Source organism: Streptomyces sp. BE303, assembly GCF_036290945.1.
Classification (GTDB): Bacteria; Actinomycetota; Actinomycetes; order Streptomycetales; family Streptomycetaceae; genus Kitasatospora.
Window position 1 is genome coordinate 24,662 of sequence record NZ_JAQYWZ010000709.1, and the last position, 24,533, is coordinate 49,194.

Here is a 24,533-nt window from a genome sequence, read left to right on the forward strand (position 1 = left end):
GCGCGGTAGGGCACGGTAGGGCGGAGTCACCCGGACGGGTGCGTTCCGGCGATCGGGCCGGGGAACGGGCCCGGGTCCTACGATGATGTTCCCGACATCGGCAGCGCACGTACGACCCGGCGGTGTTCCGCCTCGTCCTGGAGGTCACGTCGTCGAACCTGAGTGACGACCTGAAGAAGAAGCCCTCCGCGTACGCGCCCGCCGGGGTGCCCGTCAGGGCGGCGACCACCGCGTGCACGCCGTCCACCGCCCCGGGCAGTCGTTCACCCTGTCCGAGTCGATCGGGGCCCCGGTGACGCTGTCGGTGGACGACGTGCTGGCGGCGAAGACGTAGGACCCGTCAGGGGGGTCAGACCGCCGCGGGGACGGTGAGGCGTCCGTCGTGGACCTCGGCGACCTGGTCGACCGCCGTCAGGTGGGTCCGGTCGTGGGTGACCAGGACGGTGGCCGTGGCACGCCGGTGGGTGAGCGCGGTCAGCAGGTCGAGGACGGCGGCCCCGCGTTCGTGGTCCAGGGCGCTGGTCGGTTCGTCCACCAGCAGCACGGTCGGATCGTTCATCAGCGCGCGGGCGATGTTGACGCGCTGGCGCTGACCGCCGGACAGCTGGTGCGGGCGGCGGGCCGCCTGCCCGCGCAGGCCGACCGCGTCCAGCAGGTCCAGCGCCCGGGGGAGCGCGGCACGCGGGGAGCGGCCGTCCAGGTGGGCCATCACCTGGAGCTGTTCGGCCGCGGTGAGCGAGGGCAGCAGGTTGGGCTGCTGGAAGACGATCCCGATCCGGTCCCGGCGCAGCGCGGTGAGCGCGGCGCGGCCCAGGCCGGCGGTCTCGGTGCCGTCCACCACCACCCGGCCGGAGTCCGGGGCGATCAGCGTCGCGGCGACCGCCAGCAGGCTGGACTTGCCGGAGCCGGACGGACCCACCACCGCCGTGACCGTGCCCTTCGGGACGGTCAGCGAGACCTCGTCCAGGGCGGTCAGCCGGCCGTCGCCGTCGGGGTAGGTGAGGGTGATGCGGTCGAGGTGCAGGCTCATCGGACGCTCCCCAGAGCGGTCAGCGGGTCGACGGAGGTGATCCGGCGGACGGACAGGGCCGCGCCGACCGCGCCGAGCGTGATCATCACGGCGGCCGGGACGAGCACGGTCGGCGCGTCCAGGACGAACGGCACGGCCGAGCCGATCAGCGCGCCGGCGCCGGCCGCGATCGCGGTGCCGGCGGCGGTGCCCAGGACGAGCAGCACCACCGCCTGGCCGAGGGCGTCCCGCAGCAGGTAGCGGGTGGAGGCGCCGAGCGCCTTCAGGACGGCGATGTCGCCGCTGCGCTGGATCGTCCACACGGTGAAGAACGCGCCGATCACCAGGGCCGAGATGGCGAACAGGAAGCCGCGCATCAGCTGGAGCGAGCCGTTCTCCGAGGTGTAGGAGCCGATCGCGGCGAGCGAGTCCGCCCGGCTGCGGGTCTCGGTGCCGAGGCGGGCGTCGGCGGCGGCCAGATCGGCGCCGGAGGCGGTGGTGAGCGCGACCACGGTGGCGTGACCCGCGCCGCCCGGCGCGGTCTGCTGCCAGTCGGTGAGGCTCGCCCAGACGACCGGGGTGTGGCTGAACGAGGCGTCGCCCGCCACCGCCGCGACCCGGAGCGGCCGACCGGCCAGCGTGAACGCGTCGCCGGGGCGCAGACCGCCGAGGTCCTGTGCGGCGGTCTGCGACAGCACCGCCCGGCCGGGGCCGAGCAGCGCACCCTGCGGGGCCAGCGACGAGCCGTCCGGCACCCCGAAGACGGAGAGCGCGGCGCTACGCGGACCGGCCGCCGCCCTGGTGGTCGTGATGCCGAGCGGCTGCGCGGAGGTGACGCCCGGGACCCGCGCCCACTCCTGCCACTGCTCGGGAGTCAGCCGGGAGTCGGTGAAGGAGAGCTTCTGCCCGTCGGCCGGTCTGGCGAAGGCCAGGTGGTCGGCGGGCAGCCCGGTGACCGCCGAGACGTTCTGCCGGCCCAGCCCGGCGGTCAGCCCGGACAACAGGCCGACCAGCACGGTGATCAGTACGATGACGGTTCCCATCAGGGCGAACCGCCCCTTGGCGAACCTCAGATCCCTCCAGGCGACGAACACCTTCGGCCCTTCTTCCCGACGCGTTTTTCCGACACTGACGAGACTGGCCGGGGAGGGCGCCTCCGGGCATCGCACCGGGGATGGGAACCTCCGCATCGAAGGGCCGGGGCGGAGCTCAACCCTTTGATTGATGCCGGATGCGGCCGAGGACCCTACGCTGGACGGATGGCGACCGAACGACCACGAACCACCCCCGTCGCCCGCATGCTCCAGGTCTGCCTGCACCTGTCGGTGGCGGGCCTGCTGGCGCTGGCCGTCGCGCGGGCCGCGGTCGGCCGGGGCGGTGACCTCGCGGCCGTCACCTCCGCCGCCACCGCGATGGCCGCCGTCTACGCGGCCGGACCGCTGATCGGCGCCGTCCGCCGCTCCCGCCGGGCCTCCGTGCTCTGGCTGGCCCTGCTCGGCGTCACCTGGGCGGGTGTCCTCGTCGCCACCCCGGACGGGGTCTGGGTGGCCTTCCCGCTGTACTTCCTGGAACTGCACCTGCTCGGACGCCGGGCCGGACCGGCCGCGGTGCTGCTCACCGCCGTCGCCGCCATCACCGCGTACTCGGCGCACGAGCACACCGTCAGCGTCGCCGCCGCGATCGGGCCTTTGCTGGGGGCCGCCGTCGCCGTCGCCACCGTCCTCGGCTACCAGGCGCTCTACCGGGAGAGCGAGGAACGCCGCCGGCTCATCGACGAGCTCACCGCCGCCCGCGCGGACCTCGCCGCCGCCCACCACGCGGCCGGCGTCCTCGCCGAACGCGAGCGGCTCGCCCGGGAGATCCACGACACCCTCGCGCAGAGCCTCACCAGCATCCAGTTGCTGCTCCGGGCCGCGCAGCGGGCGCTGCCGGAGCGGACCGGGGCCGTCGCCGAGTACGTGGAGCAGGCCCGGCAGGCCGCCCAGGACAACCTCGCCGAGGCGCGCCGCTTCGTCCGCGCGCTCACCCCGCCCGACCTGGAGAGCGGCTCGCTGCCCGACGCGCTGGAGCGGCTCTGCGCCACGACGTCGGTGCGCAGCGGACTTCCCGTGCGGCTGCACGTCTCCGGGGAACGGGTCCGGCTGCCCGTGCCGCACGAGGTGGCGCTGCTGCGGATCGCGCAGTCGGCGCTCGGCAACACGGTGCGGCACGCCGGGGCGACCCATGCGGAGATGACGCTCGGCTTCACGCCGGGAGAGGTCGCGCTGGACGTGGTGGACGACGGGGCGGGGTTCGACCCGGAGGCCCTGGCCGAGGCCGGCCCGGGCGACGGCGACCGCGGGTTCGGGCTGCCGTCCATGCGGGCCCGGGCCCGGTCGCTCGGCGGGACCTTCGCGGTGGAGTCGGCGCCGGGCGAGGGCACGGCGCTCGCCGTACTGTTGCCGGTGCCCGCTGCCACCCCGGAGGAGTCCGCATGACCGACGGCACGATCGGCCTGCTGATCGCCGACGACCACCCGGTGGTCCGGGCCGGCCTGCGGGCCGTCCTGGAGAGCGAACCGGGCTTCGTGATCGTCGCGGAGGCGGCCACCGCCGAGCGGGCCGTCGAACTGGCGGCGGACCCGGGTGTCGACGTGGTGCTGATGGACCTGCAGTTCGGGGCCGGCTCGGCGATGAACGGGGCCCAGGCCACCGCGGCGATCACCGCCCGGGGCGCGGGGGCGCCGCGGGTCCTGGTCGTCACCACGTACGACACCGATGCGGACACCCTGCCGGCGCTGGAGGCCGGGGCCACCGGCTACCTGCTGAAGGACGCGCCGCCGGAGGAGCTGGCCCGGGCGGTCCGGTCCGCGGCGGCCGGGCGGTCGGCGCTGGCGGCCACGGTGGCGGACCGGCTGCTGGAACGGATGCGGACGCCGGCGGCGGCGCTGAGCGTCCGCGAGACGGAGGTGCTGGGGCTGGTCGCGGACGGGCTGACCAACCAGCAGATCAGCCGGGAGCTGCACCTCAGCCAGGCCACGGTGAAGTCGCACCTGGTGCACGTCTACACCAAGTTGGGGGTCGAGTCGCGCACGGCCGCGGTACGGGCGGCGCGGGCCGGGGGACTGATCCGCCGGGGGGCGTAGACCGCCGGGGCGTAGGGTGGTGGCTGTTCGAACCGCTCTGTTACACCTCGGTGGAGGACCTCCGGATGGCCGTCCGACTCGACGCACTCGACCGACTCGCCGTGCCCGTGATCGCCGCGCCGATGGCGGGCGGGGCGTCCACACCGGAGCTGGTCGCCGCGGTGAACGGCGCCGGCGGGCTCGGCTTCCTGGCCGCCGGGTACCGGAGCGCCGCCGCGATGCTCGAACAGATCCACCGGGTACGGGAGACGACGGACCGGCCGTTCGGCGTCAACCTCTTCGTGCCCGCGGAGCCGGGAGACCCGGCGGCCGTCGCGGCCTACCGGGACCGGCTCCGGCCGGAGGCCGAACGGCACGGCGTGACGCTGCCGGAGACGATCGCGCCCGACCGGGACGACTGGGACGCCAAGATCGCCGCGCTGCTCGCCGGGCCCGCCCCCGTCCCGGTGGTCTCCTACACCTTCGGGCTGCCCTCCGCCGAGGAGGCGCGGGCGCTGCGGGACGCGGGGAGCTTCCAGGTCGGCACGGTGACCACCCCCAAGGAGGCCCGGCGGGCCGAGGCGGTCGGGATGGACGCGCTCTGCGTCCAGGGTCCGGAGGCCGGCGGGCACCGGGCGACCCACCGGGTGGCGGACCGCCCGGGTGACCAGCCGCTGCTCGAACTGCTGGCCGGCGTCCGGGCGGTGACCGGACTGCCGCTGATCGCCGCCGGCGGGCTGGCCGACGGCCCGGCCGTCGCGGGCGCGCTGCGGGCCGGCGCGGTGGCCGTCCAGCTCGGGACGGCGCTGCTGTGCGCGGACGAGTCCGGGGCGTCGGCGGCGCACCGGTCGGCGCTGGCGGAGTTCGAGGAAACGGTGGTGACGAGGTCGTTCACCGGGCGCCCGGCACGCGGCCTGCGCAACGCGTTCATCGACCGGTACGAGCCGTACGCGCCGGCCGCCTACCCGGAGGTGCACCACCTGACGCAGCCGCTGCGCGTGGCGGCGACCCGCCGTGGGGACACCGCGGCGATGCACCTGTGGGCCGGGACGGGCCACCGGGCGGCGCGCGGCGGGCCGGCGGCGGAGCTCGTCAAGGAGCTGTGGGAGCGGGCTCGGGCCGCGGGTCGGTGAGCACCGCGCGGTAGTGGCCGATCTTGGCCCGGATGCGGCCCTGCTGCCGTCGCAGATGGGCGATCTGCTCCTCGACCCGGGCGTCGTGCTCCTCCAGCACGGCGAGCCGCTCGGCGACCGTGAGGTCCCCGCTGCGTGCGAGTTCGGTGAAGCGGAGCATGCCGGCGATGGGCATGCCGGTGTCCCTCAGGCACCGCAGCATGCCGAGCCAGGCGAGGTCGTGCTCGCTGAACAGCCGCCGCCCGGTGCGGTCGCGCTGTACGGCGTCCAGCAGCCCGATCTTCTCGTAGTACCGCAGCGTGTCGAGGCTGAACCCCGACCGCGCCACCGCCTCCGCGGGCGACAGCATCTCCGTACCGGCTCCACTCATGCGGCCGATCATCCCACCGGACATGAGCGCGCCACCGGGGCGTGCGGCAGCGGAGGTCGAGGTCACGGTGCGGCAGGGGGATCGGACGATCAAGGTCGCCTGAGGCCCCCTGCCGCGGGGCGGGCCGGTCGGCCCGCCCGGGATCAGGCGAGGAGGTCGGCCATCCAGGACTCGATGCCGGCGACGGAGCGGGGCAGGGCGCCGGACATCAGGCGGGCGCCGTCGGCGGTGATGACGAGGTCGTCCTCGATCCGGATGCCGAGACCGCGCAGCTCCAGGGGGAGGGTCTCGTCGTCGGGCTGGAGGTAGAGGCCGGGCTCGACGGTGAGGACGTGGCCCTCCTCCAGGACGCCGTCGAGGTAGGTCTCGGCCCGGGCCTTCGCGCAGTCGTGGACGTCGAGGCCGAGCATGTGGCCGGTGCCGCAGAGGGTGTAGCGGCGGTAGAGGCCGCTGTCCTCGGCGAGGGCCTCCTCGGCGGAGACGCGCAGCACGCCCCAGTCGGCGAGGCCTTCGGCGATGACCCGCATGGCGGCGTGGTGGAAGTCGCGGAACCGGGCGCCGGGGCGCAGCGCGGCGATGCCGGCGCTCTGGGCGGCGAGGACGAGCTCGTAGGCCTGGCGCTGGACCGGGCTGAAGGTGCCGTTGAGCGGGAGGGTGCGGGTGATGTCGGCGGTGTAGAGGGTGTCGGTCTCCACGCCGGCGTCGAGGAGCAGCAGCGCGTTCGGGTCGATGGCGCCGTCGTTGCGGATCCAGTGCAGGACGCAGGCGTGCGCCCCGGTGGCGGCGATGGTGTCGTAGCCGATGCCGTTGCCCTCGGCGCGGGCGCGCAGGTTGAAGACGCCCTCGATCCAGCGCTCGCCGCGGTGGTGGCGCAGTGCGTCGGGCAGTGCGCGGACGACGTCCTGGAAGCCGAGCACGGTGTGGTCGACGGAGAGCTGGAGCTGCTCGACCTCCCAGGCGTCCTTGACCAGGCGCAGCTCGGAGAGGACGGCGGCCAGGGTGGCGTCGTTCTCGGCCCGGGCGGCGGCGCCGGGGCGGCCGGCGGCGGTGTCGAGTTCGCTGTCGATGCCGGCGAGCACGCGGGTGGCGGGCTGGGGGCCGGCGAGGAGCTTGTCGAGGTCGTCGAGGTGTTCGGCGCGGATGCCGGTGAGCCGGGCGGCCTCGTCGAGGTCGGGGCGGCGGCCGACCCAGAACTCGCCGTAGCGGCGGTCGCGGTAGAACTCGGCGCCGCGGACCGGGTCGCCGCCGCGGGGGGAGCGGGGGCGCAGGTAGAGGACGGGCTCGTGGCCGTCGGGACCGGTCGGTTCGAGGACGAGGACGTGGCCGACCTGGTCCTCGCCGGCGAGGCCGGTGAGCCAGGCGTAGGCGCTGTGCGGGCGGAACCGGTAGTCGACGTCGTTGCTGCGGACCTTGAGCCGGCCGGCCGGAACGATCAGCCGCTCGCCGGGGAAGGCGGCGGAGAGCCGGGCGTGGCGGCCCGGCAGCGCGGCGTGGGCGGGGACCCGGTTCGCGGCGGGGAGCGGGGTGGGGGCCCAGGAGGTGCCCATGAAGGCGTCGAGGGCGGGGGAGACGGGGAGGTCGTGGCTGCCGGTGTTGAGGCCGGTCTGACGGAGGGTCACCGGGGGTACTCCTAAGCGGGCTTCCTGGAACGGGATTTCCCTGATCAAGGCCCTTGCGGGTCGGGCTTCGGGCGATCGGGGCGCGGGGGCGGCACGGACACAGCTCGGTAACGGGTCGCGTCACCTCTTGTGCAGTGCAATTTCACATTACTATGTTACGGGTCACACCGAGGAGCGGCTAGACCCCTTGAGGTCGCCCTCCCGGCAGGACCCCGGATCACCCCGGGGCGGACGACGGGCCGGTCACGGTTGGCCCCCCACAGCGGAGTTGCACATGACCAGGCGTACCCAGGCTGCCCTCGCGGCGGCCATCGCGGCGACAATGACCCTCGGCCTCGGGGCCTGTGCCAAGGACAAGAGCGACACCGGCGGTGACGCCGCGCCGAGCTCCACCAAGGGTCCGGGCGCCGAGTCCGGCACGATCATCGGCGGCTCGCCGGTCAAGGGCGGCACCCTCACGGTGCTGACCAACCAGGACTTCGCCCACCTCGACCCGGCCCGCAACTGGGTGCTGCCGCACATGGACTTCGGCACCCGCCTGATCTACCGCACCCTGGTCACCTTCAAGGCCGAGCCGGGTGCCGCCGGCAACGAGATCGTCCCGGACCTCGCCACGGACACCGGCCGCCCCTCCGACGGCGGCAAGACCTGGACCTTCACCCTGAAGGACGGCCTCAAGTACGAGGACGGCACCCCGATCAAGTCCGCCGACATCAAGTACAACGTCGAGCGCTCGTTCTCCCCCGACCTCACCGGCGGCCCCGACTACGCCGTCCAGTACCTCGCCGGCGGCGAGAACTACAAGGGCCCGCTGACCGGCGAGCACCTGCCGAGCATCGAGACGCCGGACGACAAGACCATCGTCTTCCACCTCAAGCGTTCGGTCGCCGAGTTCGCCTACACCGCGACCCTGCCGACCTTCTCCCCGGTGCCGCAGGCCCAGGAGAAGGGCACCCAGTACGACATCCGCCCGTTCTCCTCCGGCCCGTACAAGATCGAGAGCTACGACCGCGGCAAGCAGCTGGTGCTGGTCCGCAACACCAACTGGGACGCCGCCAGCGACACGGTCCGCAAGGCCTATCCGGACAAGATCGTGGTGACCCAGGGCCTCAAGGGCGGCCAGGCCGACGACCGGATCATCGCCAGCGACGGCGCCGACGCCTCCGCCATCGAGATGCCGTGGATGCGCCCCGAGTCCGTGCCGAAGGTGCTGCCCAAGGCGGACGTCAAGGCCCGCATGGTGGCCGAGCGCACGGGTTGTACCGACAGCCTCTACCTGAACACCTCCAAGGCGCCCTTCGACGACCCGAAGGTCCGCGAGGCGATGATGTACGCCGTCGACCGGGAGAGCCAGGTCACCGCGTTCGGCGGCCCCGCGATGGCCGACGTCGCCACCTCCTTCCTGCCGCCGTCGCTGAACGGCGGCACCAAGGCCGACCCGCTGAAGATCCCGGCCACCGGAGACCCGGAGAAGGCCAAGGAGCTGCTGAAGGCGGCCGGCAAGACCGACCTCAAGCTCTCGCTCACCGTCTCGCTCGGTGACAAGACCCGCGGCGAGGCCCTCCAGCAGTCGCTGACCAAGTCCGGCATCCAGGTCACCGTCAACACCGTCGACCCGTCGGCCTTCGCCGACACGGTCGGCGACATCAAGAACGCCCCCGACCTGCTGATCCAGGGCTGGTGCCCGGACTACCCGTCCGCCGCGACCTTCTTCCCGTTCCTCTTCGACGGCCGGACCATCAAGGAGAAGGGCAACCAGGGCAACTACAGCCAGTTCCGTGACCAGGCCACGATGGACCGGATGGACCAGATCGCGGCCATGACGGACGTCAACGAGGCCAACAAGGCCTGGTCGCAGCTGGACGAGGACCTGATGAAGAAGGCCCCGGCCATCCCGCTGATGTGGCAGCGCCGCCCCCTGCTGGTCGGCACCAACGTGGCCGGCGCGTTCGGCAACTCCGGCTACGCAGGCATGATCGACATGGCCGTGATCGGCCTCAAGGACCCCGCGAAGAGCCAGGGCTGAGGGACCGTTCGCGATGAGTAGTACTTCCACTGAGCCCGCTGCCGCGCCCGTCGCGGCGGCGGGCCCCGCGAAGGCCGGGCGCGGGCCCTGGCGGCTGGTCTGGGACCAGCTCTGGGCCCGCGGCGCGGCCCGGTTCGGCCTGATCACGGTCGGGGTCCTGCTGCTGCTGGCAGCCCTGGCCAGTCCGCTGAGTGCCCTCGGCGGCTGGTCCCCCGAGGAGTTCGACAAGCGGGCCATCGACCCGTACATGGGCGGCGTGCCCATCGGCGACTTCGGCGGCATCGGCGCCCGGCACTGGTTCGGCGTCGAACCGGTCACCGGCCGCGACCTGTTCGCGCGCGTCCTGCACGGCGGCCAGGTCTCGCTGCTGATCGCCTTCACCGCCACCGCCCTGGTCGTGGTCGCCGGCACCCTCGCCGGCATCGCGGCCGGCTACTTCGGCGGCCGCGTCGACACGGTGCTGTCCCGGTTGATGGACCTCACGATGTCGTTCCCGTCGCTGATCTTCATGATCGCGATGATGTCGGTGGCCAAGGACGTCAACCGGATCCTGCTGATGACCGTGGTGATCGGCATGTTCGGCTGGCCCGGCATCGCCCGGGTGGTCCGCGGCCAGACCCTCTCGCTCAAGCACCGCGAGTACGTCGAGGCCGCCAAGGTCGGCGGCGCCCGCTCCTGGCGCATCCTGACCCGGGAGATCCTGCCGAACGTCTCCGGCCCGATCATCGCGTACACCACGCTGCTGATCCCCGGCATGATCGCCACCGAGGCCGCGCTCTCCTACCTCGGCGTCGGCGTCCGCCCGCCCACGGCCTCCTGGGGCCAGATGATCGCCGAGTCCATCGTCCACTACGAGATCGACCCGACGTACTTCCTGATCCCGACGGCCTTCCTCTTCACCGCCGTGCTCGCCTTCACCCTGCTCGGCGACGCGCTGCGGGACATCCTCGACCCCCGGGGAGGCCGGTCGTGATCCTCTACTTCGGCCGCCGGTTGATCGGCGTGGCCGGCATCCTGCTGACCATCTGCGCCATCACCTTCACCATCTTCTACCTGCTGCCCAACGACCCGGCCGCGGCCGCCTGCGGCAAGACCTGCAGCCCCGAGCGGCTCGCCGAGGTCAAGGCCGCGATGGGCCTCGACGCCCCGATCTGGGAACAGTTCGGCTCCTACCTCTCCGGCATCGTGGCCGGCCGCGACTACGGCAGCGGTCCGAGCGCCGTCCACTGCGGATTCCCGTGCCTCGGCTACTCCTACGAGTACTCGCTGCCGGTCTGGGACCTGCTCGTCGACCGCCTGCCGGTCTCCGTCTCGCTCGCCCTCGGCGCGTCCGTGCTCTGGCTGGCCCTCGGCCTCGGCGCCGGTGTCACCTCGGCCCTGCGCAAGGGCAGCCTCGCCGACCGCGCCCTGATGGTGATCTCGGTCGGAACCGCCTCGCTGCCGGTCTACTTCACGTCGATCATGCTGATCTGGGGCGTCGTCCGGACCGCCGGCCTGCTGCCCTACCCGGCGTACCACCAGTTCACCGACGGCCCGCTCGACTGGGCCTCCAACCTGCTGCTGCCGTGGATCGCCCTGGCCCTGCTCAACGCGGCCATGTACGCCCGGCAGAGCCGCAACTCGATGATCGAGACCATGGCCGAGCCGTACATCCGCACGGCCCGCGCCAAGGGCCTGCCGGCCCGGACCGTCACCGTCAAGCACGGGCTGCGCTCCGGCATGACGCCGATCCTCACCATCTTCGGCATGGACCTCGGCGGCCTGCTGGCCGGAGCCGTCATCACCGAGTCCATCTTCGGCCTGCCCGGCGTCGGACGGCTCTTCTACGACGGCCTGCTCCGCTCCGACCAGCCCATCATCCTCGGCGTCACCCTGCTCGCGGCCTTCTTCATCGTGGTCGCGAACCTGCTGGTCGACGTGCTCTACGCGTACGTCGACCCGAGAGTGAGGTACTGATGACCGGTCTTCTGGAGGTTGACGACCTCAGGGTCGCGTTCAACACCCCGCGCGGCATCGTCCGGGCCGTCGACGGCATCAGCTTCGCCGTCGAGGCGGGGAGGACCCTCGGCCTGGTCGGCGAGTCCGGCAGCGGCAAGTCCGTCACCTCGCTCGCCGTCATGGGCCTGCACCGCGGCGCCAGCGTCACCGGCTCGATCCGGCTGAACGGCCAGGAGCTCAACGGCCTCGGCGAGAAGGAATTCGGCACCGTCCGGGGCCGGCGGATCGCCATGATCTTCCAGGACCCGCTCTCCAGCCTGCACCCCTTCTACACGGTCGGCGAGCAGATCGCCGAGCACTACCGGGTGCACTTCAAGGCCTCCCGCAAGGCCGGCCGGCAGCGCGCGATCGAGATGCTCACCGAGGTCGGCATCCCCGAACCGGCCCGCCGGGTCGACGAGTACCCGCACCAGTTCTCCGGTGGCATGCGCCAGCGCGTGATGATCGCCATGGCGCTCGCCTGCGAACCGGAGCTGCTGATCGCCGACGAGCCCACCACGGCCCTCGACGTCACCGTCCAGGCCCAGATCCTCGACCTGATCGCCCGGATCCAGCAGGAACGCGGCCTCGGCGTCGTGATGATCACCCACGACCTCGGCGTGGTCGCCCGGGTCGCCCACGAGGTCATGGTCATGTACGGCGGCCGGGCCGCCGAACAGGCCCCCGTGGACCGGCTGTTCGGCACCCCCGCGCACCCGTACACCCGAGGGCTGCTCGACTCGCTGCCCCGCCTCGACGACACCGACGACGCACCGCTGCGGGCGATCCCCGGCAGCCCGCCGTCGCTGATCGCCCCCGCCCCCGGCTGCTCCTTCGCCCCGCGCTGCGCCCGCACCGCCGCCGCCACCGCCGAGGAACACGCCCGCTGCCTGTCCGAGCGCCCGGAGTTCGGGCCGCTCGCCACCGGCCACCAGGCCGCCTGCCATCTGCCGCTGGTGCCGGAAGGAGTCCTCGGATGACCGAGCCCCTGCTGTCCGTCCGGGATCTCGTCAAGACCTTCCCGGGCCGGCGTACCCGTACCGGCCGGCCCGGTGCGCCGATCCGCGCCGTGGACGGGGTCAGCTTCGACGTCGGCGCGGGCGAGACCCTCGGCCTGGTCGGTGAGTCCGGGTGCGGCAAGTCCACCACCGGGCGCATGATCGTCCGGCTGGCCGATCCGACCTCCGGCACCGTAACCTTCGACGGCACCGAGATCGGCGCCCTGAGCCAGGCCCAGCTCCGCCCGCACCGGCGGGAGCTGCAGATGGTGTTCCAGGACCCGTACTCCTCGCTCAACCCCCGGCAGACGGTGGCCCGGATCATCTCCGAGCCGCTGCTGGTGCAGGGCACCGGCGCGGCCGACGCGCGCAAGCGGGCCGGCGAGCTGATGGAACTGGTCGGGCTCATCCCCGAGCACCTGGACCGCTACCCGCACGAGTTCTCCGGCGGCCAGGCCCAGCGGATCGGCATCGCCCGCTCGCTGGCCACCTCGCCCCGCCTGGTGGTCGCCGACGAGCCGGTCTCCGCGCTGGACGTCTCCATCCAGGCCCAGGTGGTCAACCTGATGGAGCGGCTCCAGAAGGAGCTGGGGCTGGCGTACATCTTCATCGCGCACGACCTCTCGGTGGTCAAGCGCGTCTGCGACCGGGTCGCGGTGATGTACCTCGGCCGGATCGTCGAGATCGGCGACAAGCAGCAGGTCTACGGCAACCCGGCGCACCCGTACACCAAGGCGCTGCTCTCCGCCGTCCCGCTGCCGGATCCGGCAGCGGAGCGGGCGCGCGAGCGGATCGTGCTGCTCGGCGACCCGCCGAGCCCGGCCGACCCGCCGCCCGGGTGCAGCTTCCACCCGCGCTGCCCGAAGGCCCAGGAGATCTGCCGGACCGAACGTCCGCTGCTGCAGATCGCCGGAACCGGCGGACGCGAGGCGGCCTGCCACTTCCCGGAGAACTGAGCCGGCCTCCGGGGCCGGGCCGGAGGCGCCGCCGTGCGCCGTCCGGCCGATCGAAGCCGCCGTACCGTCCGACCCCCACGGAGGACGGTACGGCACCACTTGCGCGAGGGTTCCGCCCTCGCGCGTCATGCCCCCGGTCGGGCGCGGCGGGGAACCTCACGAGGGCCGCGCCCGGCCGGGTCCACGCCGGTCACCGCTCGTCGGGACCGGTACCGGCGCCCTCGGGCCCGACGGGATCGGCGGATCCGTCGGGCCCGTCGGCGTCGTCCGGCAGGCCCGCGCCGCAGGGATCGCCCGAGCCTGCGGGGCCGAACGCAGGACCGTCGGGGCCGTCGGGGCCGCCGGGGCCTGCGAGGTCGCCGAGGCCGTCGGGATCATCGGGGTCGTCCGGGTCGTCCGGGTCGTCCGGGTCGAACTCGTCGTCGAGCAGGCGCCGCGGGCCCGGTCCGTCGGTGCCGAGCGAGTCCTGCGGGTTGAGCACCCGGCAGCGGCGCAGCGAGAGGCAGCCGCAGCCGATGCAGCCCGTCAGCTCCTGCTCCAGCCGCTCGATCTCCCGCCGCCGCGCCGTGAGCAGGGCCGCCCAGCGCCGGGAGATCCGCTCCCAGTCGCGCTTGTCGGGCATCCGGTCGGCCGGCAGGCCCTCGAAGACCTCGGCCACCTCGGCCAGCGGGATGCCGAGCCGCTTGGCGACCAGGATCAGCGAGAGCCGGCGCAGCACGTGCCGGTGGTAGCGGCGCTGGTTGCCGGCGGACCGTTCGGAGGCGATCAGCCCCTGGTCCTCGTAGAACCGCACGGCCGAGGGCGCCACGCCGGCCCGACGGGCCACCTCGCCCACGCTCAGCAGGTCGCCCGGCCGCCGGGTCGCGCCGGCTGCGGGGGCCGGGCCGGTCTCCGCAGCCGCGGGGGCTGCGGGGCTCGCGGAAGCTGCCGGGGTCGTGGGGATCACGGGGAGCTTTCGGCGGTGCTGCGCATATCGCGTCCTTGACTTCAAGTTCTCTTGAACTACTAGCGTACCGAAGCGTGACCGACTCCTCGCATGCACCGACCGCCTCCGCCCCCTCCGACCAGGGCGATTACTCGCCGGAGGCAGGGCCGCCGGATTCCTCCGGCGGGTGGGGTGAACTGTTCTCCCGGCGATTCGCCGCCTCGGCGTCGATCCTCGCAGGCGGCGTCGCCCTGTACGCGATGAACCTCTACTTCACGGCCGCCCTGCTGCCCTCGATCGTCGAGGACATCGGGGGCGCCAAGTACTACGCCTGGGTCGCCACCGGCTTCCTGATGGCCGCCGTGATCGCCGCGATGCTGGTCAGCCGGCTGCTGGCGCGGCTGGGCGCCTCCCGCGCCTACCTGGCCGGGTTCCTGGTCTTCGGGGCCGGTGCGGCGCTGACCGCGGCGAGCCCCTCGATGGAGACGCTGATCGTCGGGCGGGTGGTCCAGGGCTTCGGCGGCGGGCTGGTGGCCGGTCTCGGCTACGCGGTGATCCGCACCGCGCTGCCCGAGCGGCTCTGGACCCGTGCGGCCGGCCTGGTCTCGGCCATGTGGGGTGTGGGCACGCTGGTGGGGCCCTCGCTCGGGGGGCTCTTCGCGGAGCTGGGGATCTGGCGCGGGGCGTACCTGCTGCTGCTGGTCGCCGCGCTGGTCCTGGCGGTCCTGGCCCGCCGCTCGCTGCCGGGGCCGTCCGGTACGGGGCAGCACACCGAGCCGCTGCCGCTGCCCTCGCTGGTGCTGCTGACCCTGTCGGCGGCCACGTTCAGCATCAGTTCGACGGTGCCGCGCGGCTGGGCGACGGCGCTCTGCATCGGCGCCGGCCTGGTGCTGCTGGCCGGCTTCGTGCTGGTCGAGCGCGGCGGTTCGGCGACCGTCCTGCCCAAGCTGACCTACCGGCGGGGCAACCACCTGAAGTGGATCTACCTGACCGTCGCGGTGTACTGCGCCGGCGTGATGACCGAGACCTTCATCCCGCTGTTCGGGCAGGAGTTGGGCGGGCTGAGCCCGCTGGCGGCCGGGTTCCTCGGGGCGACGGTGTCGGCCGGCTGGACGTCCGCCCAGCTGTTCAGCGTGAACATGGATTCGGCCCGGGCCCGCGAGCTGGCGATCCGGATCGGCCCGGCGGTGCTCACGGCCGGGCTGCTGGCGTACGGGCTGCTCCAGACCGATTCGGCGTCGACCGGCCGGATCCTGCTCTGGGCCGCCGTGCTGATCGTCGGCGGTACGGGCATCGGCATCGCCTTCCCGCACCTGAGCGTCTCGGCGATGCGCAGCACCGACGACGAGGTGGAGGGCTCCAAGGCCGCCGCGGGCCTCAACACCACCCAGCTGATCGCCTACTCGGTGAGCTCGGCCCTGGCCGGCACGCTGGTGAGCGTCGGCGGTGACTCGCGGCTGGACGCGGCCCGGTACATGGTCTTCGGTCTCGGCGGGCTCACCGTGTTCGGTGTGCTCACCGCCGCAATGAGCCTTCGGAAGGCGCGGTAGGTCACGCGCGGAGCCGCCCCGGTCCTCCGTGTGGGGGAGGGCCGGGGCGGCCTACCTGCTACCTGTCCTTCGCGGGGGCCGGCGTCAGAGCGCCGGGGTCAGGACGCCGGGCTCACCCGGACGGTGGTGATCTTCCCGCCCTGGGACTCGCGGACCACCTCGATCTTGGTGTTGGTGTCCGGGACCTTCACCCCGAGCTGCGGGGTGGCCGGGTCGCTGTAGACGCCGGTCCGGTCGTTGAACGCCGGGACGGCCGGCTTGGAGCCGATCCGGACCGGGACGCCGGCCTTGTGCAGCGTGAACGCGGTGGTCGGCTTGAGCGAGAAGGTCGCGTCGTAGGTCTGGGCGCGGCCGTTGACCAGGGTGCCGTCGGCGAAGCGGATCGGCGTCGGGTGGGCGTCGATCGGCAGGATCAGGCCGCCGCCCGGGTGGTCCTTGGTGTTGTTGTCGCCGTACCCGGTGTCCCAGAGCCAGATGAGCACGCCCTCCTGGTAGGGGTAGGTGTCGACGATGTCCTTCTTGCCCTCGACGCCGGTGTAGCCGAAGTTGTACGGGCCGGTCTTGAGGAAGGCGCCGTAGCCGGTGTACCGGCGGTTCTCGACGAGGTAGGCCCGGGGGTGCTGCTTGACGGCGGTGCGGCCGGTGACCACCTCGAAGCCGGTGGCGGTCCAGCCGTTGAGGCCGTTCTCGGCGCCGTCGGCGAACAGTTCGGTGCCGCCGGCGGTGATCTTCACCGCGTCGACCAGCACGCCCTTGCCGTGCGTGTTGCCGTCAGAGGTGACGTGGAAGCGCAGCCGGACGTTCTGCCCGGCGTAGCCGTCGAGCGGGATGTGCAGCTGCCGGAACGCGCCGGACGTGCCGCTCAGGCCCGGGGTGTTGGCGGTGGTGTTGCCGATCGGGGCGCCGTCCACGGTGCCGCCGAGGGACTTCCAGCTCTTGCCGCCGTCGGTGGAGGCCTCGACCGAGAGGAAGTCGTAGTCCTGCTCGACGTCGTACCAGACCGCAGCGTCGAGGGCGGCCGGGCCGGTCACCGCGCGCAGGTCGACCTCGCGGGCCAGCGCGTTGTCCAGGTTGTCGCCGGTGTCGCTCCACCACTGCTTGGAGCCCTCGCGCGGGTCGGCGAGGTCCGTGCTGGTGGTGCCGTCCGGCAGGTGGACCAGGACGGCCTGGGCCTGGTCGGTGTTGTAGCCGCTGACGCCGAGCGCGTGGCTGGAGCGGGTGGCGGCCTGTGCCTCGTCGTAGTTGAGCCAGCCGAACTGCAGCTTGCTCCAGGCGTCGAGGTCACCGGGGTAGCCGCCGGTGGTGTTCTTGCCCTTGCCCAGGTACGAGCCGGAGGACATCAGCGACCAGAAGTTGACGCTGTTGTCGCCGCCGGAGGTGCTGTACAGGTCGGGCAGGCCGAGGTTGTGGCCGAACTCGTGGGCGAACAGGCCCACTCCGCTGTTCTCGCCGGCCTGGACGTAGTCGTAGACGAACAGGCCGCTGTCGCCGACCGGGGCGCCGCCGATCTTGTTGCCCACCGGGCCGACCTGGCCGGCCGGGTCCGGGAAGGTCCAACTGCGGTGCGCCCAGAGCGCGTCGGCGCCCTGCGTGCCGCCGCCCCAGGTCTCGTCGACGCCGGCGTGGACGACGATCACGTTGTCGAGGTAGCCGTCGGGCTGGCTGAACTCGCCGTTCTTGTCGTGGTCGTAGCGGTCGTAGACGTCGTACTGGGCCAGTTCGGCCTTGATGGCGGCGGCCGGCCTGCCCTTGGCGATCTGGCCGTCGTACCAGGCCTTGACCGCGTCCCGGATGAACTCCTGGCCCTGGGTCCAGGCACCGGAGCCCTGCGGGCCCTTGTTGCTGCCGTACCGGGCCTCGTTGTACGGGAGGGTGACCCAGTTGCTGACGGTGCCCTCGATGTCGTACCGGCCGGAGGACTGGGTGCGGTAGTAGTTGCGCATCGAGACCGCGCCGGGCGAGTCGTCGAAGAACATCTTCTGGTAGTAGTCGCGGCTGAAGTCCTCGGTCCAGAGCGTGTGGTTGTCGCTCTTGCCGGGCTTCGGGATGGTGTTGTGCCGCGGGCCGGGGGTGCCGCCGTAGCGGGGCTGGCCGTTGTGCTGGGTGGTGGTGTCGACCTCGTCGCCGAACTGGGCGAGGATCACGAAGACCTTGTCCTTGCGCTGCTGCGCGAGCTGGACGTAGTCGTTGCCGATCCGGACCTTGGCGGGGGCCCGCCGGTCCGAGGTCTTCGCCGCGACGCCCTTGTTGACCTGCTCCAGGGCCTTGGTGCGGAGCGACTGTCGCTCGCGCTCCTGGGGTGCGAGCGGGCCGGACGGGGCCTCGGCGCCGCCGGCCTCGGCGCTGTCGGCCTCGGCGGCGATGGTGAGGGAGGGGGCGGGGGGAGCGGCCTGGGCTGGGGAGCCGAGGAGCGTGGCCGCTATCGCGCTCGTGGTGAGCGCGGCCGCGAGTACCGCGGACAGTCTGCGCAACTGACCGGTCCTTTCCGGACGGTGGGTGATCTGGTGAAGCGCAGGTAATATTTCACATGTCATGGGTCACACGGAAGATGTCGGCAGGGCCGTCCGGCGGAGCGGGCGGGTCGGTAGCATCTGCCGCATGGGTGAGCGGGCGGAGTGGCTGGACGAGCGCGAGGACGAGGTCTGGAACGGCTTCTTCGAGACCCAGGTGCTCTTCTGGCGCCGCCTCGCCCAGCAGTTGCAGCAGGAGACCGGCCTCTCCGAGCCGGACCTCGCCATCCTCCAGGCGCTGCTGGCCGCCCCGGACGGCCGGCTGCGGCAGTACCGGCTCGGTGGCGTCACCCAGTTCGAGAAGAGCAGGCTGCACCACCACCTGAACAGGATGGCCGGCCGTGACCTGGTCGCCCGCGAGTCCTGTCCGGACGGTGAGCGCGGCGCCGTCATCGCGCTCACCGAGCACGGCCGGGCCGCCGTCACCGCCGCACTGCCGCGCCGGGCGGCGCACATCCGCCGCTGGCTGACCGACCCCCTGACCGGGCGTCAGCAGGAAGCGCTGGTCGGGATATCCGCCGTACTGCTGGCCCGGCTGAAGGGCGAGAACCCGGCCGGCTGAACCCCCGGGAGCGGTTGACGCGTCAACCCGGTGCGCCCATGCTGGGGTTGACACATCAACCCGATGGCACCCCGGGGGGACCGCCATGCGCTTCCTGCTCCTGCCCCACGTCCCCGACCAGTCCACGTCGGACCGTGAACAGCTCCGCGAGCTCGTCGACTACGCCGTCTTCGCCGAGGAGGTGGGGTTCGACGCCTACGGCATCGGCGAGCGCCACGACCGCCCCGCCGTCTCCAGCGCGCCGCCCGTCCTGCTCTCCCACATCGCCGCCGTGACCTCGCGGATCCGGCTCTTCACCGCCGTCACCACGCTCGGCATGCTCGACCCGCTGCGCGCCTACGAGGACTACGCCACCCTGGACAACCTCGCCGAGGGGCGGCTCGACCTGATCGTGGCCAAGGGCGCCTACCCGCGATCCTCCCGGCTGTTCGGCGTGACCAAGGAGAACCAGTGGGAGCTCCTCCAGGAGAACTACCGGCTGTTCCGCACCCTCTGGCGTGAGGAGAAGGTGACCTGGGAGGGCCGGCTCGGCCGCTCGCTGGAGGACGCCGAGCCGCTGCCCCGCCCGTACCAGCCCGAGATCCGGATCTGGCACGGAGCCGGGCACAACCCGGATTCCGCCGACTTCGCGGCCCGCCACGGGGACCCCGTCTTCTCGCCCAACGGCGCGGGCCCGATCGGCCCGTACGCCGAGATCGTGCGGCACTACCGGGAGCGCTGGGCGGCGTACGGGCACGATCCGGCCCGCGCCCTGGTCGGCGCGGGAACGGCCGGCTACTTCGGGGCCCGCACCTCGCAGGAGGCCGTCGCGCGCTACCGCCCGGTCTTCGAGGCCCGGTTGAAGGTCAACCGGGCCTTCGACGGCAGCTCGCTCCGGTTCGACGAGGTCGAGGACCTGATCGAGCACGGCTCGGTGCTGGTCGGCAGCCCGCAGCAGATCATCGAGAAGGTGCTGGGTCAGCACGCGCACTTCGGCCACGAGTTGCTGCACCTGCACGTGGACGGCGAGGTGCTCGACCGCGCCGACTACCTCGGCACCCTGGAGCTCTTCTTCTCCGAGATCGCCCCGGTGCTCCGCCGCGAGCTGCCGAGCCGCCCGTTGGACGCGCCTGCGGAGGCACCGTTGGCCGCCCCCTTGGCCGCCCCGGGGGGCGACGGGCGGCCGCGGACGGCGCCGGCGGTGTGACGCGGGGAAGGCCCGGTCGCGCACGCCGCTGCCGCCGCGGATCCCGTGGTGGACCTCGGCGCCGTGCCTACTGAAGCCCCAGTGCCTGCTGCAGGAAGGCGAGTTCGGCTTGGGACAGCTGCTCGTTGACCCCGCCCGGGGTCATGTGGGTGATGCCCGGGAGGGCGAGCAGGTTGTGCGGTCGGCCCGCCCGGGTGAGGGCCTGGGAGAGCAGCAGGGTGTGCGAGGGGTGCACGTTGTCGTCGGCCAGGCCGTGGATCAGCAGCAGGGGGCGGCTGAGCCCGGGCGCGTCGTCCACCAGGCAGTCCGCCGCGTAGCCGTCCGGGTTCTCCCGGGGCAGACCGAGGTAGCGCTCGGTGTACGCGGTGTCGTAGTGGCGGAAGTCGGTGGGCGGCGCGCCCGCACAGGCGGCGTGGAAGACGTCCGGGCGGCGCAGCACGGCCAGCGCCGCGAAGTAGCCGCCGTACGACCAGCCGCGGACGCCGACCCGGGCGAGGTCGAGGTCGGGGTGGAGCTCGGCGAGTGCGTGCAGCGCGTCCACCTGGTCGTCCAGGGCCACCTGGGAGAAGCGGCGGAAGATCGTCCGGGAGAAGTCGGGGGAGACGAACGGGGTGCCGCCGTTGTCGGTGGTGACGACCGCGAAGCCTTGGTCGGCCCACCACTGCTTGAGCTGCCAGCGGCGCGGTTCGTTGGCCACCGCCTGGTAGCCGGGCCCGCCGTAGACGTCGAGCAGCACCGGCAGCCGCCGGCCGGGGACGTGGTCGCGCGGGTACACCACGGCGCTGGGCAGCCGGCGTTCGGTGACCCGGGCGAGCTGCGGCTCGACGCGGAACGGCAGCGCGGCGCAGCGGTCGTCGAGGGTGAGCCCGCCGCCGGGGCCGAGGGTGCGGCGGCGGATGCCGTCCGGCCCGGCCGTGGTGAGCAGGACGGTCTCGCCGGCGGCCAGTGCGGAGTGCGTGCCCGGGCCGTCGGAGAGCCGCTCGGGCGCCCCGCCGTCCGGGTCGACCAGGTGGACGTGCTGGTCGTACGGGTCGCCCTCGCCGGTCTCGCAGAGCAGCCGGCCGCCCAGCCGGCCGACCACCCGGCGGATCTGCAGGCCGGTGGTGTCCAGCGGCTTGCCGTCGAGCGCGAGGCCGCGGGCCCCGGGGGTGTCGTGCACGGTGAGCAGCCGGCCGTCGGCCAGCCGGGCGGGTGTGCCGGGCAGGTCGTCGACCCAGAACTCGTCGCTGGTGCGGGAGAGTTCGCGGGTGGTGCCGGTGGCCGGGTCGGCGCTCAGCAGCAGGACGTGCTGCTGGAGCCGGTCGGCGACGGTGAGCAGCAGCTCGTCCTCGCCGTCCCACCCGGCGGCGCAGACGTACGGGAAGGCCTCGGCGTCCCAGTCCAGGCGGGTGCGGGCGCCGTCGAGGCCGAGCACCCAGAGCTGGACGTCGGCGTTGGGGCCGCCTGCCTGCGGGTAGGCGAACTGCTCGGGCTCGCGGGTCGGCCGGGCCGGGTCGGCGAAGTGGACCGCGGGCAGGGCGGACTCGTCCACCCGGGCGGCGAGGACGGCGCCGCCGTCGGGGCGCCACCAGTGGCCGCGGGTGCGGCCCAGCTCCTCGGCGGCGGCGAACTCGGCGACGCCCCAGCGGGCGCCGTCGGCCGGGCTGAGCCGGAGCGGTGCGGGCGGCTGCCCGGGCGCGGCGGTGACGTAGAGCGCGTCGTCGGCGACGTAGGCGACGCGTTCGCCGGTGCGGGGCTCGGGGCGGGGATCGAAGGCGGGCCCGGCGGTGGGGAGTTCGACCGTCAGGCCGGTGGCGGTGTCGGTGCGGAAGAGTCGGCCGTCCAGGGCGAAGGCGGCGACGGCCAGGTCGGCGGTGGCCGCGTAGGTGCCGATGCCGGCGGCGACGAGCCGGGTCCGTTCGCGCAGCCGGCGTTCGACGGCCGGGAGGTCGTCCCGGTCGCCGGTGCGGTCGGGGGCGAGCGCGGTGGGGTCGGCGACCTCGCGCTCCTCGCCGGTGGTCAGGTCGAGGAGGTGGAGCCGGTCGACCGGGTCCTCGGGACCGCTGGAGCGGAGCAGCAGGAGCCGGGTACCGTCCTGGTTGAGCGAGATCGCTCGCGGGGCACCGAAGCCGAAGCGGCCGGTCCGGGCGCTGAGGGAGAGGTAGGGGTCGGTGATGGTCACCGCCCGATGGTCGCCGTGCGGCGGCCTCGCGGGCCAGTAGGGCGACATGTGAAATGTCACACACCACATTAATGCGTATATCAGGAGGAGACGCAGTGACCGATCATTCGCGGACCGTCGGACCCCCCGAGCCGCTGGCCGGAACGGACGAGCTGTTCTCACTGGACCGGGCGGTGCTCCACCTCAACCACGGCTCCTTCGGCTCCGTGCCCGTCCCGGTCCAGCGGATCCAGCGGCGGTTCCACGAGGAGCAGGAGGCCGACCCGGACGGCTTCTACGCCGACCTGCCCGAGCGGGTCGCCGCCGCCCGCACCCGGATCGCCGCCGCCCTGGGCACCGACGCGGACCGGCTCGCCCTCGTCCCCAACGCGACCGACGCGATCGCCGTCACCCTCGCGTGCGTGCCGCTCGCCCCCGGGGACCAGATCTTGGTCACCGACCACGGCTACGGCACGGTCACCCAGGCCGTCCGGCGGCGCGCCGAGGAGACCGGCGCGGAGCTGCGCACCGTCACCCTGCCGCTGGACACCCCGGACGGCGTCGCCGTCAGGGAGACGGTCCTGGCCGAGGTCACCGACCGCACGGTGCTCGCCGTGCTCGACGGCATCACCTCGCCCACCGCCCGCCGGATCGCCACCCCGGACCTGCTCGCCGCCCTGCGCGGGCACGGCGTGACCACCGTCGTGGACGCCGCGCACGAGCCCGGCATGCTGCCCGGCCCGGTCCCCGCCGGAGCCGACTTCTGGTTCGGCAACCTGCACAAGTGGGCCTTCGCCCCGCGCGCCACCGGCGCCCTGGTGGTCGGCCCGGAGTGGACCGGCAAGGTCCGCTCGCTCGCCCTCTCCTGGGAGGACTACCGGGGCTTCCCGCACAACGTCGAGTGGCGCGGCACCTACGACTACACGCCGTACCTGGCCGCCCCGGCCGGCCTCGACCTGCTGCACGAACTCGGGGCCGACCGGGTCCGCCGGCACAACGAGCAGCTCGCCGCGTACGGTGCCGCCCTGCTCGCCGAGCGCGCCGGGCTGACCCCGCTGCCGGTCTCGGCCGGTCTGTCGATGCGCGCGCTGCGGCTGCCGCCCGGGGTGGCCGAGACGCTCCCGGAGGCGCAGGAGCTGATGGCCGGGATGTGGCGGCGGCACGCCGTCCGCACGGTGGCGCGCCCGTGGCCGGGCGGCGGGGTGATGCGGGTCAGTGCGCAGGTGTACAACCGGGCGCACGAGTACGAGGTCCTGGCGGCGGGGGTGGCGGAGCTGCTGGGCTGACCGGCCCGTCCGGCGCCGTGGGCGTCGTGGGCTCGGCGGGCGCGGCTCGTGGATTGAGGGCGGTGGGCTCGGCGGACTCGGCCGGTGGTGGCGTTGTCGCCGGGTCCGCCGCCGCCCGGTCCGCTGCCGCTTCGCCGGCCGTCCGGTCCGCCGCCGCGGGCTCCGCCGCCCGGTCCGTGGGCGGGTCCGCGGTGGCGCGGAGTTCGGCGAGCAGCACGCTCTGGTCCGAGATCAGACCCGTGAGGATCCGGCGCGCCGCCCGGAGCAGGTCGGCGACGTCGCCGCCGGCCAGCGCGTACACCACCGTGCTGCCCTCGCGGGTGGCCGTGACGATGCCGGACCGGCGCAGTACCGCGAGCTGCTGGGAGAGGCTGGACGGTTCGACCGCCAGCTCGGCGAGCAGGTCGCGGACGGGCGTCGGTCCGGCCTGCAGCAGCTCCAGTACCCGGATCCGGACGGGATGGCCGAGCATCCGGAAGAACTCGGCCTTGGCCTGGTACAGCGCGACCGCCACAGCGATCCCTCCCTGGTGCCGTCCGTTCCGGTCCCTCAGATCTCCAGCGAGATCTCGATCCGCTTCAGCTGGTGGCGGGCCATCGCCAGGTTGGCGCGGTTGCGGTTGAGCGCGAGGAAGAGGAAGAGCCCCCGGCCGGTCTGCGTGGTGAGCGGGCGGACCAGGTGGTACTGGCTGGTGAGGCTGACCAGGATGTCCTCGATCTCGTTGTCGTGCAGGTTGAGCAGCTCCATCGCCCGCATCTTGGCCCGGACCACGTCGGTGTTCCCGGCCGCGGCGACGTTGAGGTCCAGCTCGCCGCCGTCGCCGAGGGTGCCGAGCGCCATGCCGCTGCCGTAGTCGACCAGGGCGACGCCGATCGCGCCCTCGATCGCCATGGCCTCCTTGAGCGACGTCTCCAGGTTCGCCATCGTCTGTTCCTCCCGTGCGTCCGGTGGATGCGGACGGTGGGTGCCGGCCGCGACACCGAATGTAGGCAGGCCGGAGGGCCTGCCACCCGGGATGACCGGAGACGTTCGCAGTCGGTGACTTTCCGATCACTTGAAGACATTTGCAACTATGGATGTGAGAGAGATCTGATCCGACGGCCGGGAAAAACGGTGCTATCGATGTCAGTCCTGCCGGGTAACCTCTCGCTGAGATGCGAGATCACACCAACGACCCCCGGAC

General features: G+C 73.2%; 20 protein-coding genes and 1 pseudogene. 12 read left to right on the top strand and 9 right to left on the bottom strand.

The window, feature by feature from the left end:
* Positions 1-349 precede the first annotated feature (349 nt).
* Together PUR56_RS18590 and PUR56_RS18595 are read right to left on the bottom strand one after the other, a co-directional pair.
* On the bottom strand, positions 350-1,030 hold the full coding sequence (locus PUR56_RS18590) for an ABC transporter ATP-binding protein (protein ID WP_329949761.1): 681 nt from the start codon (positions 1,028-1,030) through the stop codon (positions 350-352).
* Complete coding sequence (locus PUR56_RS18595) at positions 1,027-2,103, bottom strand: ABC transporter permease (RefSeq protein ID WP_329949762.1); 1,077 nt, start codon at positions 2,101-2,103, stop codon at positions 1,027-1,029. The genes PUR56_RS18590 and PUR56_RS18595 overlap by 4 nt, the downstream gene beginning before the upstream one ends.
* 165 nt (positions 2,104-2,268) lie before the next feature.
* On the opposite strand from PUR56_RS18595, the gene PUR56_RS18600 reads away from it, so the two are divergent.
* The 3 genes from PUR56_RS18600 to PUR56_RS18610 all read left to right on the top strand — a co-directional run bounded on the left by PUR56_RS18600 (position 2,269) and on the right by PUR56_RS18610 (position 5,245).
* Complete coding sequence (locus PUR56_RS18600) at positions 2,269-3,486, top strand: sensor histidine kinase (protein WP_329874999.1); 1,218 nt, start codon at positions 2,269-2,271, stop codon at positions 3,484-3,486.
* Positions 3,483-4,133 (top strand): response regulator transcription factor, encoded by a 651-nt coding sequence (locus PUR56_RS18605; RefSeq protein WP_329949763.1) that lies wholly within the window; start codon positions 3,483-3,485, stop codon positions 4,131-4,133. Before PUR56_RS18600 ends, PUR56_RS18605 begins: the two co-directional genes overlap by 4 nt.
* A 65-nt stretch (positions 4,134-4,198) precedes the next feature.
* Complete coding sequence (locus PUR56_RS18610) at positions 4,199-5,245, top strand: NAD(P)H-dependent flavin oxidoreductase (protein ID WP_329949764.1); 1,047 nt, start codon at positions 4,199-4,201, stop codon at positions 5,243-5,245.
* Here the strand turns inward: PUR56_RS18610 and PUR56_RS18615 are convergent.
* Both PUR56_RS18615 and PUR56_RS18620 read right to left on the bottom strand, forming a co-directional pair.
* A complete protein-coding gene (locus PUR56_RS18615) occupies positions 5,205-5,615 on the bottom strand; it encodes a MerR family transcriptional regulator (RefSeq protein ID WP_329949765.1) in 411 nt (136 codons plus the stop codon). The two genes, PUR56_RS18610 and PUR56_RS18615, sit on opposite strands and share 41 nt — an antisense overlap.
* A 143-nt stretch (positions 5,616-5,758) precedes the next feature.
* Complete coding sequence (locus PUR56_RS18620; RefSeq protein WP_443034529.1) at positions 5,759-7,270, bottom strand: aminopeptidase P family protein; 1,512 nt, start codon at positions 7,268-7,270, stop codon at positions 5,759-5,761.
* 238 nt (positions 7,271-7,508) lie between these two features.
* On the opposite strand from PUR56_RS18620, the gene PUR56_RS18625 reads away from it, so the two are divergent.
* From PUR56_RS18625 to PUR56_RS18645, 5 genes are read left to right on the top strand one after another with little or no spacing between them, the layout of a single operon-like run.
* Complete coding sequence (locus PUR56_RS18625; protein WP_329949767.1) at positions 7,509-9,260, top strand: ABC transporter substrate-binding protein; 1,752 nt, start codon at positions 7,509-7,511, stop codon at positions 9,258-9,260.
* Between the two features lie 13 nt (positions 9,261-9,273).
* Positions 9,274-10,233 (top strand): ABC transporter permease, encoded by a 960-nt coding sequence (locus PUR56_RS18630; RefSeq protein ID WP_329875011.1) that lies wholly within the window; start codon positions 9,274-9,276, stop codon positions 10,231-10,233.
* On the top strand, positions 10,230-11,216 hold the full coding sequence (locus PUR56_RS18635; protein ID WP_329949768.1) for an ABC transporter permease: 987 nt from the start codon (positions 10,230-10,232) through the stop codon (positions 11,214-11,216). Before PUR56_RS18630 ends, PUR56_RS18635 begins: the two co-directional genes overlap by 4 nt.
* A complete protein-coding gene (locus PUR56_RS18640; protein ID WP_329949769.1) occupies positions 11,216-12,217 on the top strand; it encodes an ABC transporter ATP-binding protein in 1,002 nt (333 codons plus the stop codon). Before PUR56_RS18635 ends, PUR56_RS18640 begins: the two co-directional genes overlap by 1 nt.
* The gene (locus PUR56_RS18645; protein WP_329875017.1) at positions 12,214-13,191 is read left to right on the top strand and encodes an ABC transporter ATP-binding protein; all 978 of its coding nucleotides are present in this window, start codon (positions 12,214-12,216) and stop codon (positions 13,189-13,191) included. The genes PUR56_RS18640 and PUR56_RS18645 overlap by 4 nt, the downstream gene beginning before the upstream one ends.
* Positions 13,192-13,381: 190 nt before the next feature.
* On the opposite strand, the gene soxR is transcribed toward PUR56_RS18645, so the two are convergent.
* Entirely contained in the window at positions 13,382-14,137 is a 756-nt protein-coding gene (gene soxR, locus PUR56_RS18650; RefSeq protein ID WP_329949770.1) for a redox-sensitive transcriptional activator SoxR, read from the bottom strand.
* Between the two features lie 74 nt (positions 14,138-14,211).
* On the opposite strand from soxR, the gene PUR56_RS18655 reads away from it, so the two are divergent.
* Positions 14,212-15,666 (top strand): MFS transporter, encoded by a 1,455-nt coding sequence (locus PUR56_RS18655; protein ID WP_329949771.1) that lies wholly within the window; start codon positions 14,212-14,214, stop codon positions 15,664-15,666.
* Positions 15,667-15,764: 98 nt separating this feature from the next.
* Here PUR56_RS18655 and PUR56_RS18660 read toward each other — a convergent pair whose 3' ends face one another.
* Positions 15,765-18,137, bottom strand: coding sequence for an immune inhibitor A domain-containing protein (locus tag PUR56_RS18660; RefSeq protein ID WP_329949772.1), 2,373 nt, complete (start codon positions 18,135-18,137; stop codon positions 15,765-15,767).
* 127 nt (positions 18,138-18,264) lie between these two features.
* Between PUR56_RS18660 and PUR56_RS18665 the strand changes: the two genes are divergently transcribed.
* Together PUR56_RS18665 and PUR56_RS18670 are read left to right on the top strand one after the other, a co-directional pair.
* A complete protein-coding gene (locus PUR56_RS18665; RefSeq protein WP_329949773.1) occupies positions 18,265-18,738 on the top strand; it encodes a MarR family winged helix-turn-helix transcriptional regulator in 474 nt (157 codons plus the stop codon).
* Positions 18,739-18,823: 85 nt separating this feature from the next.
* Entirely contained in the window at positions 18,824-19,924 is a 1,101-nt protein-coding gene (locus PUR56_RS18670) for an LLM class flavin-dependent oxidoreductase (protein WP_329949774.1), read from the top strand.
* 67 nt (positions 19,925-19,991) lie between these two features.
* Here the strand turns inward: PUR56_RS18670 and PUR56_RS18675 are convergent, their stop codons facing one another.
* Entirely contained in the window at positions 19,992-22,085 is a 2,094-nt protein-coding gene (locus PUR56_RS18675; protein WP_329949775.1) for a S9 family peptidase, read from the bottom strand.
* A 95-nt stretch (positions 22,086-22,180) separates the two neighbouring features.
* Between PUR56_RS18675 and PUR56_RS18680 the strand changes: the two genes are divergently transcribed.
* Positions 22,181-23,350 carry an aminotransferase class V-fold PLP-dependent enzyme gene (locus PUR56_RS18680; RefSeq protein ID WP_329949776.1) on the top strand — a complete coding sequence of 390 codons (1,170 nt, stop codon included), beginning with the start codon at positions 22,181-22,183 and terminating at the stop codon, positions 23,348-23,350.
* Positions 23,351-23,531: 181 nt separating this feature from the next.
* Here the strand turns inward: PUR56_RS18680 and PUR56_RS18685 are convergent.
* Both PUR56_RS18685 and PUR56_RS18690 read right to left on the bottom strand, forming a co-directional pair.
* Positions 23,532-23,864: pseudogene (locus PUR56_RS18685) on the bottom strand (ArsR/SmtB family transcription factor); the annotation flags it as partial.
* Positions 23,865-23,899: 35 nt separating this feature from the next.
* Positions 23,900-24,274 (bottom strand): hypothetical protein, encoded by a 375-nt coding sequence (locus PUR56_RS18690; RefSeq protein WP_329875033.1) that lies wholly within the window; start codon positions 24,272-24,274, stop codon positions 23,900-23,902.
* Positions 24,275-24,533: the final 259 nt, after the last annotated feature.

Excerpts from the sequence above, each read along its gene's own strand:
- PUR56_RS18615 (WP_329949765.1), bottom strand. The coding sequence starts at position 5,615 with ATGAGTGGAGCCGGTACGGAGATGCTGTCGCCCGCGGAGGCGGTGGCG.
- PUR56_RS18690 (WP_329875033.1), bottom strand. The coding sequence starts at position 24,274 with ATGGCGAACCTGGAGACGTCGCTCAAGGAGGCCATGGCGATCGAGGGC.
- PUR56_RS18670 (WP_329949774.1), top strand. The coding sequence starts at position 18,824 with ATGCGCTTCCTGCTCCTGCCCCACGTCCCCGACCAGTCCACGTCGGAC.
- PUR56_RS18590 (WP_329949761.1), bottom strand. The coding sequence starts at position 1,030 with ATGAGCCTGCACCTCGACCGCATCACCCTCACCTACCCCGACGGCGAC.
- PUR56_RS18625 (WP_329949767.1), top strand. The coding sequence starts at position 7,509 with ATGACCAGGCGTACCCAGGCTGCCCTCGCGGCGGCCATCGCGGCGACA.
- PUR56_RS18605 (WP_329949763.1), top strand. The coding sequence starts at position 3,483 with ATGACCGACGGCACGATCGGCCTGCTGATCGCCGACGACCACCCGGTG.
- PUR56_RS18665 (WP_329949773.1), top strand. The coding sequence starts at position 18,265 with ATGGGTGAGCGGGCGGAGTGGCTGGACGAGCGCGAGGACGAGGTCTGG.
- PUR56_RS18610 (WP_329949764.1), top strand. The coding sequence starts at position 4,199 with ATGGCCGTCCGACTCGACGCACTCGACCGACTCGCCGTGCCCGTGATC.
- PUR56_RS18600 (WP_329874999.1), top strand. The coding sequence starts at position 2,269 with ATGGCGACCGAACGACCACGAACCACCCCCGTCGCCCGCATGCTCCAG.
- PUR56_RS18640 (WP_329949769.1), top strand. The coding sequence starts at position 11,216 with ATGACCGGTCTTCTGGAGGTTGACGACCTCAGGGTCGCGTTCAACACC.
- PUR56_RS18630 (WP_329875011.1), top strand. The coding sequence starts at position 9,274 with ATGAGTAGTACTTCCACTGAGCCCGCTGCCGCGCCCGTCGCGGCGGCG.
- PUR56_RS18645 (WP_329875017.1), top strand. The coding sequence starts at position 12,214 with ATGACCGAGCCCCTGCTGTCCGTCCGGGATCTCGTCAAGACCTTCCCG.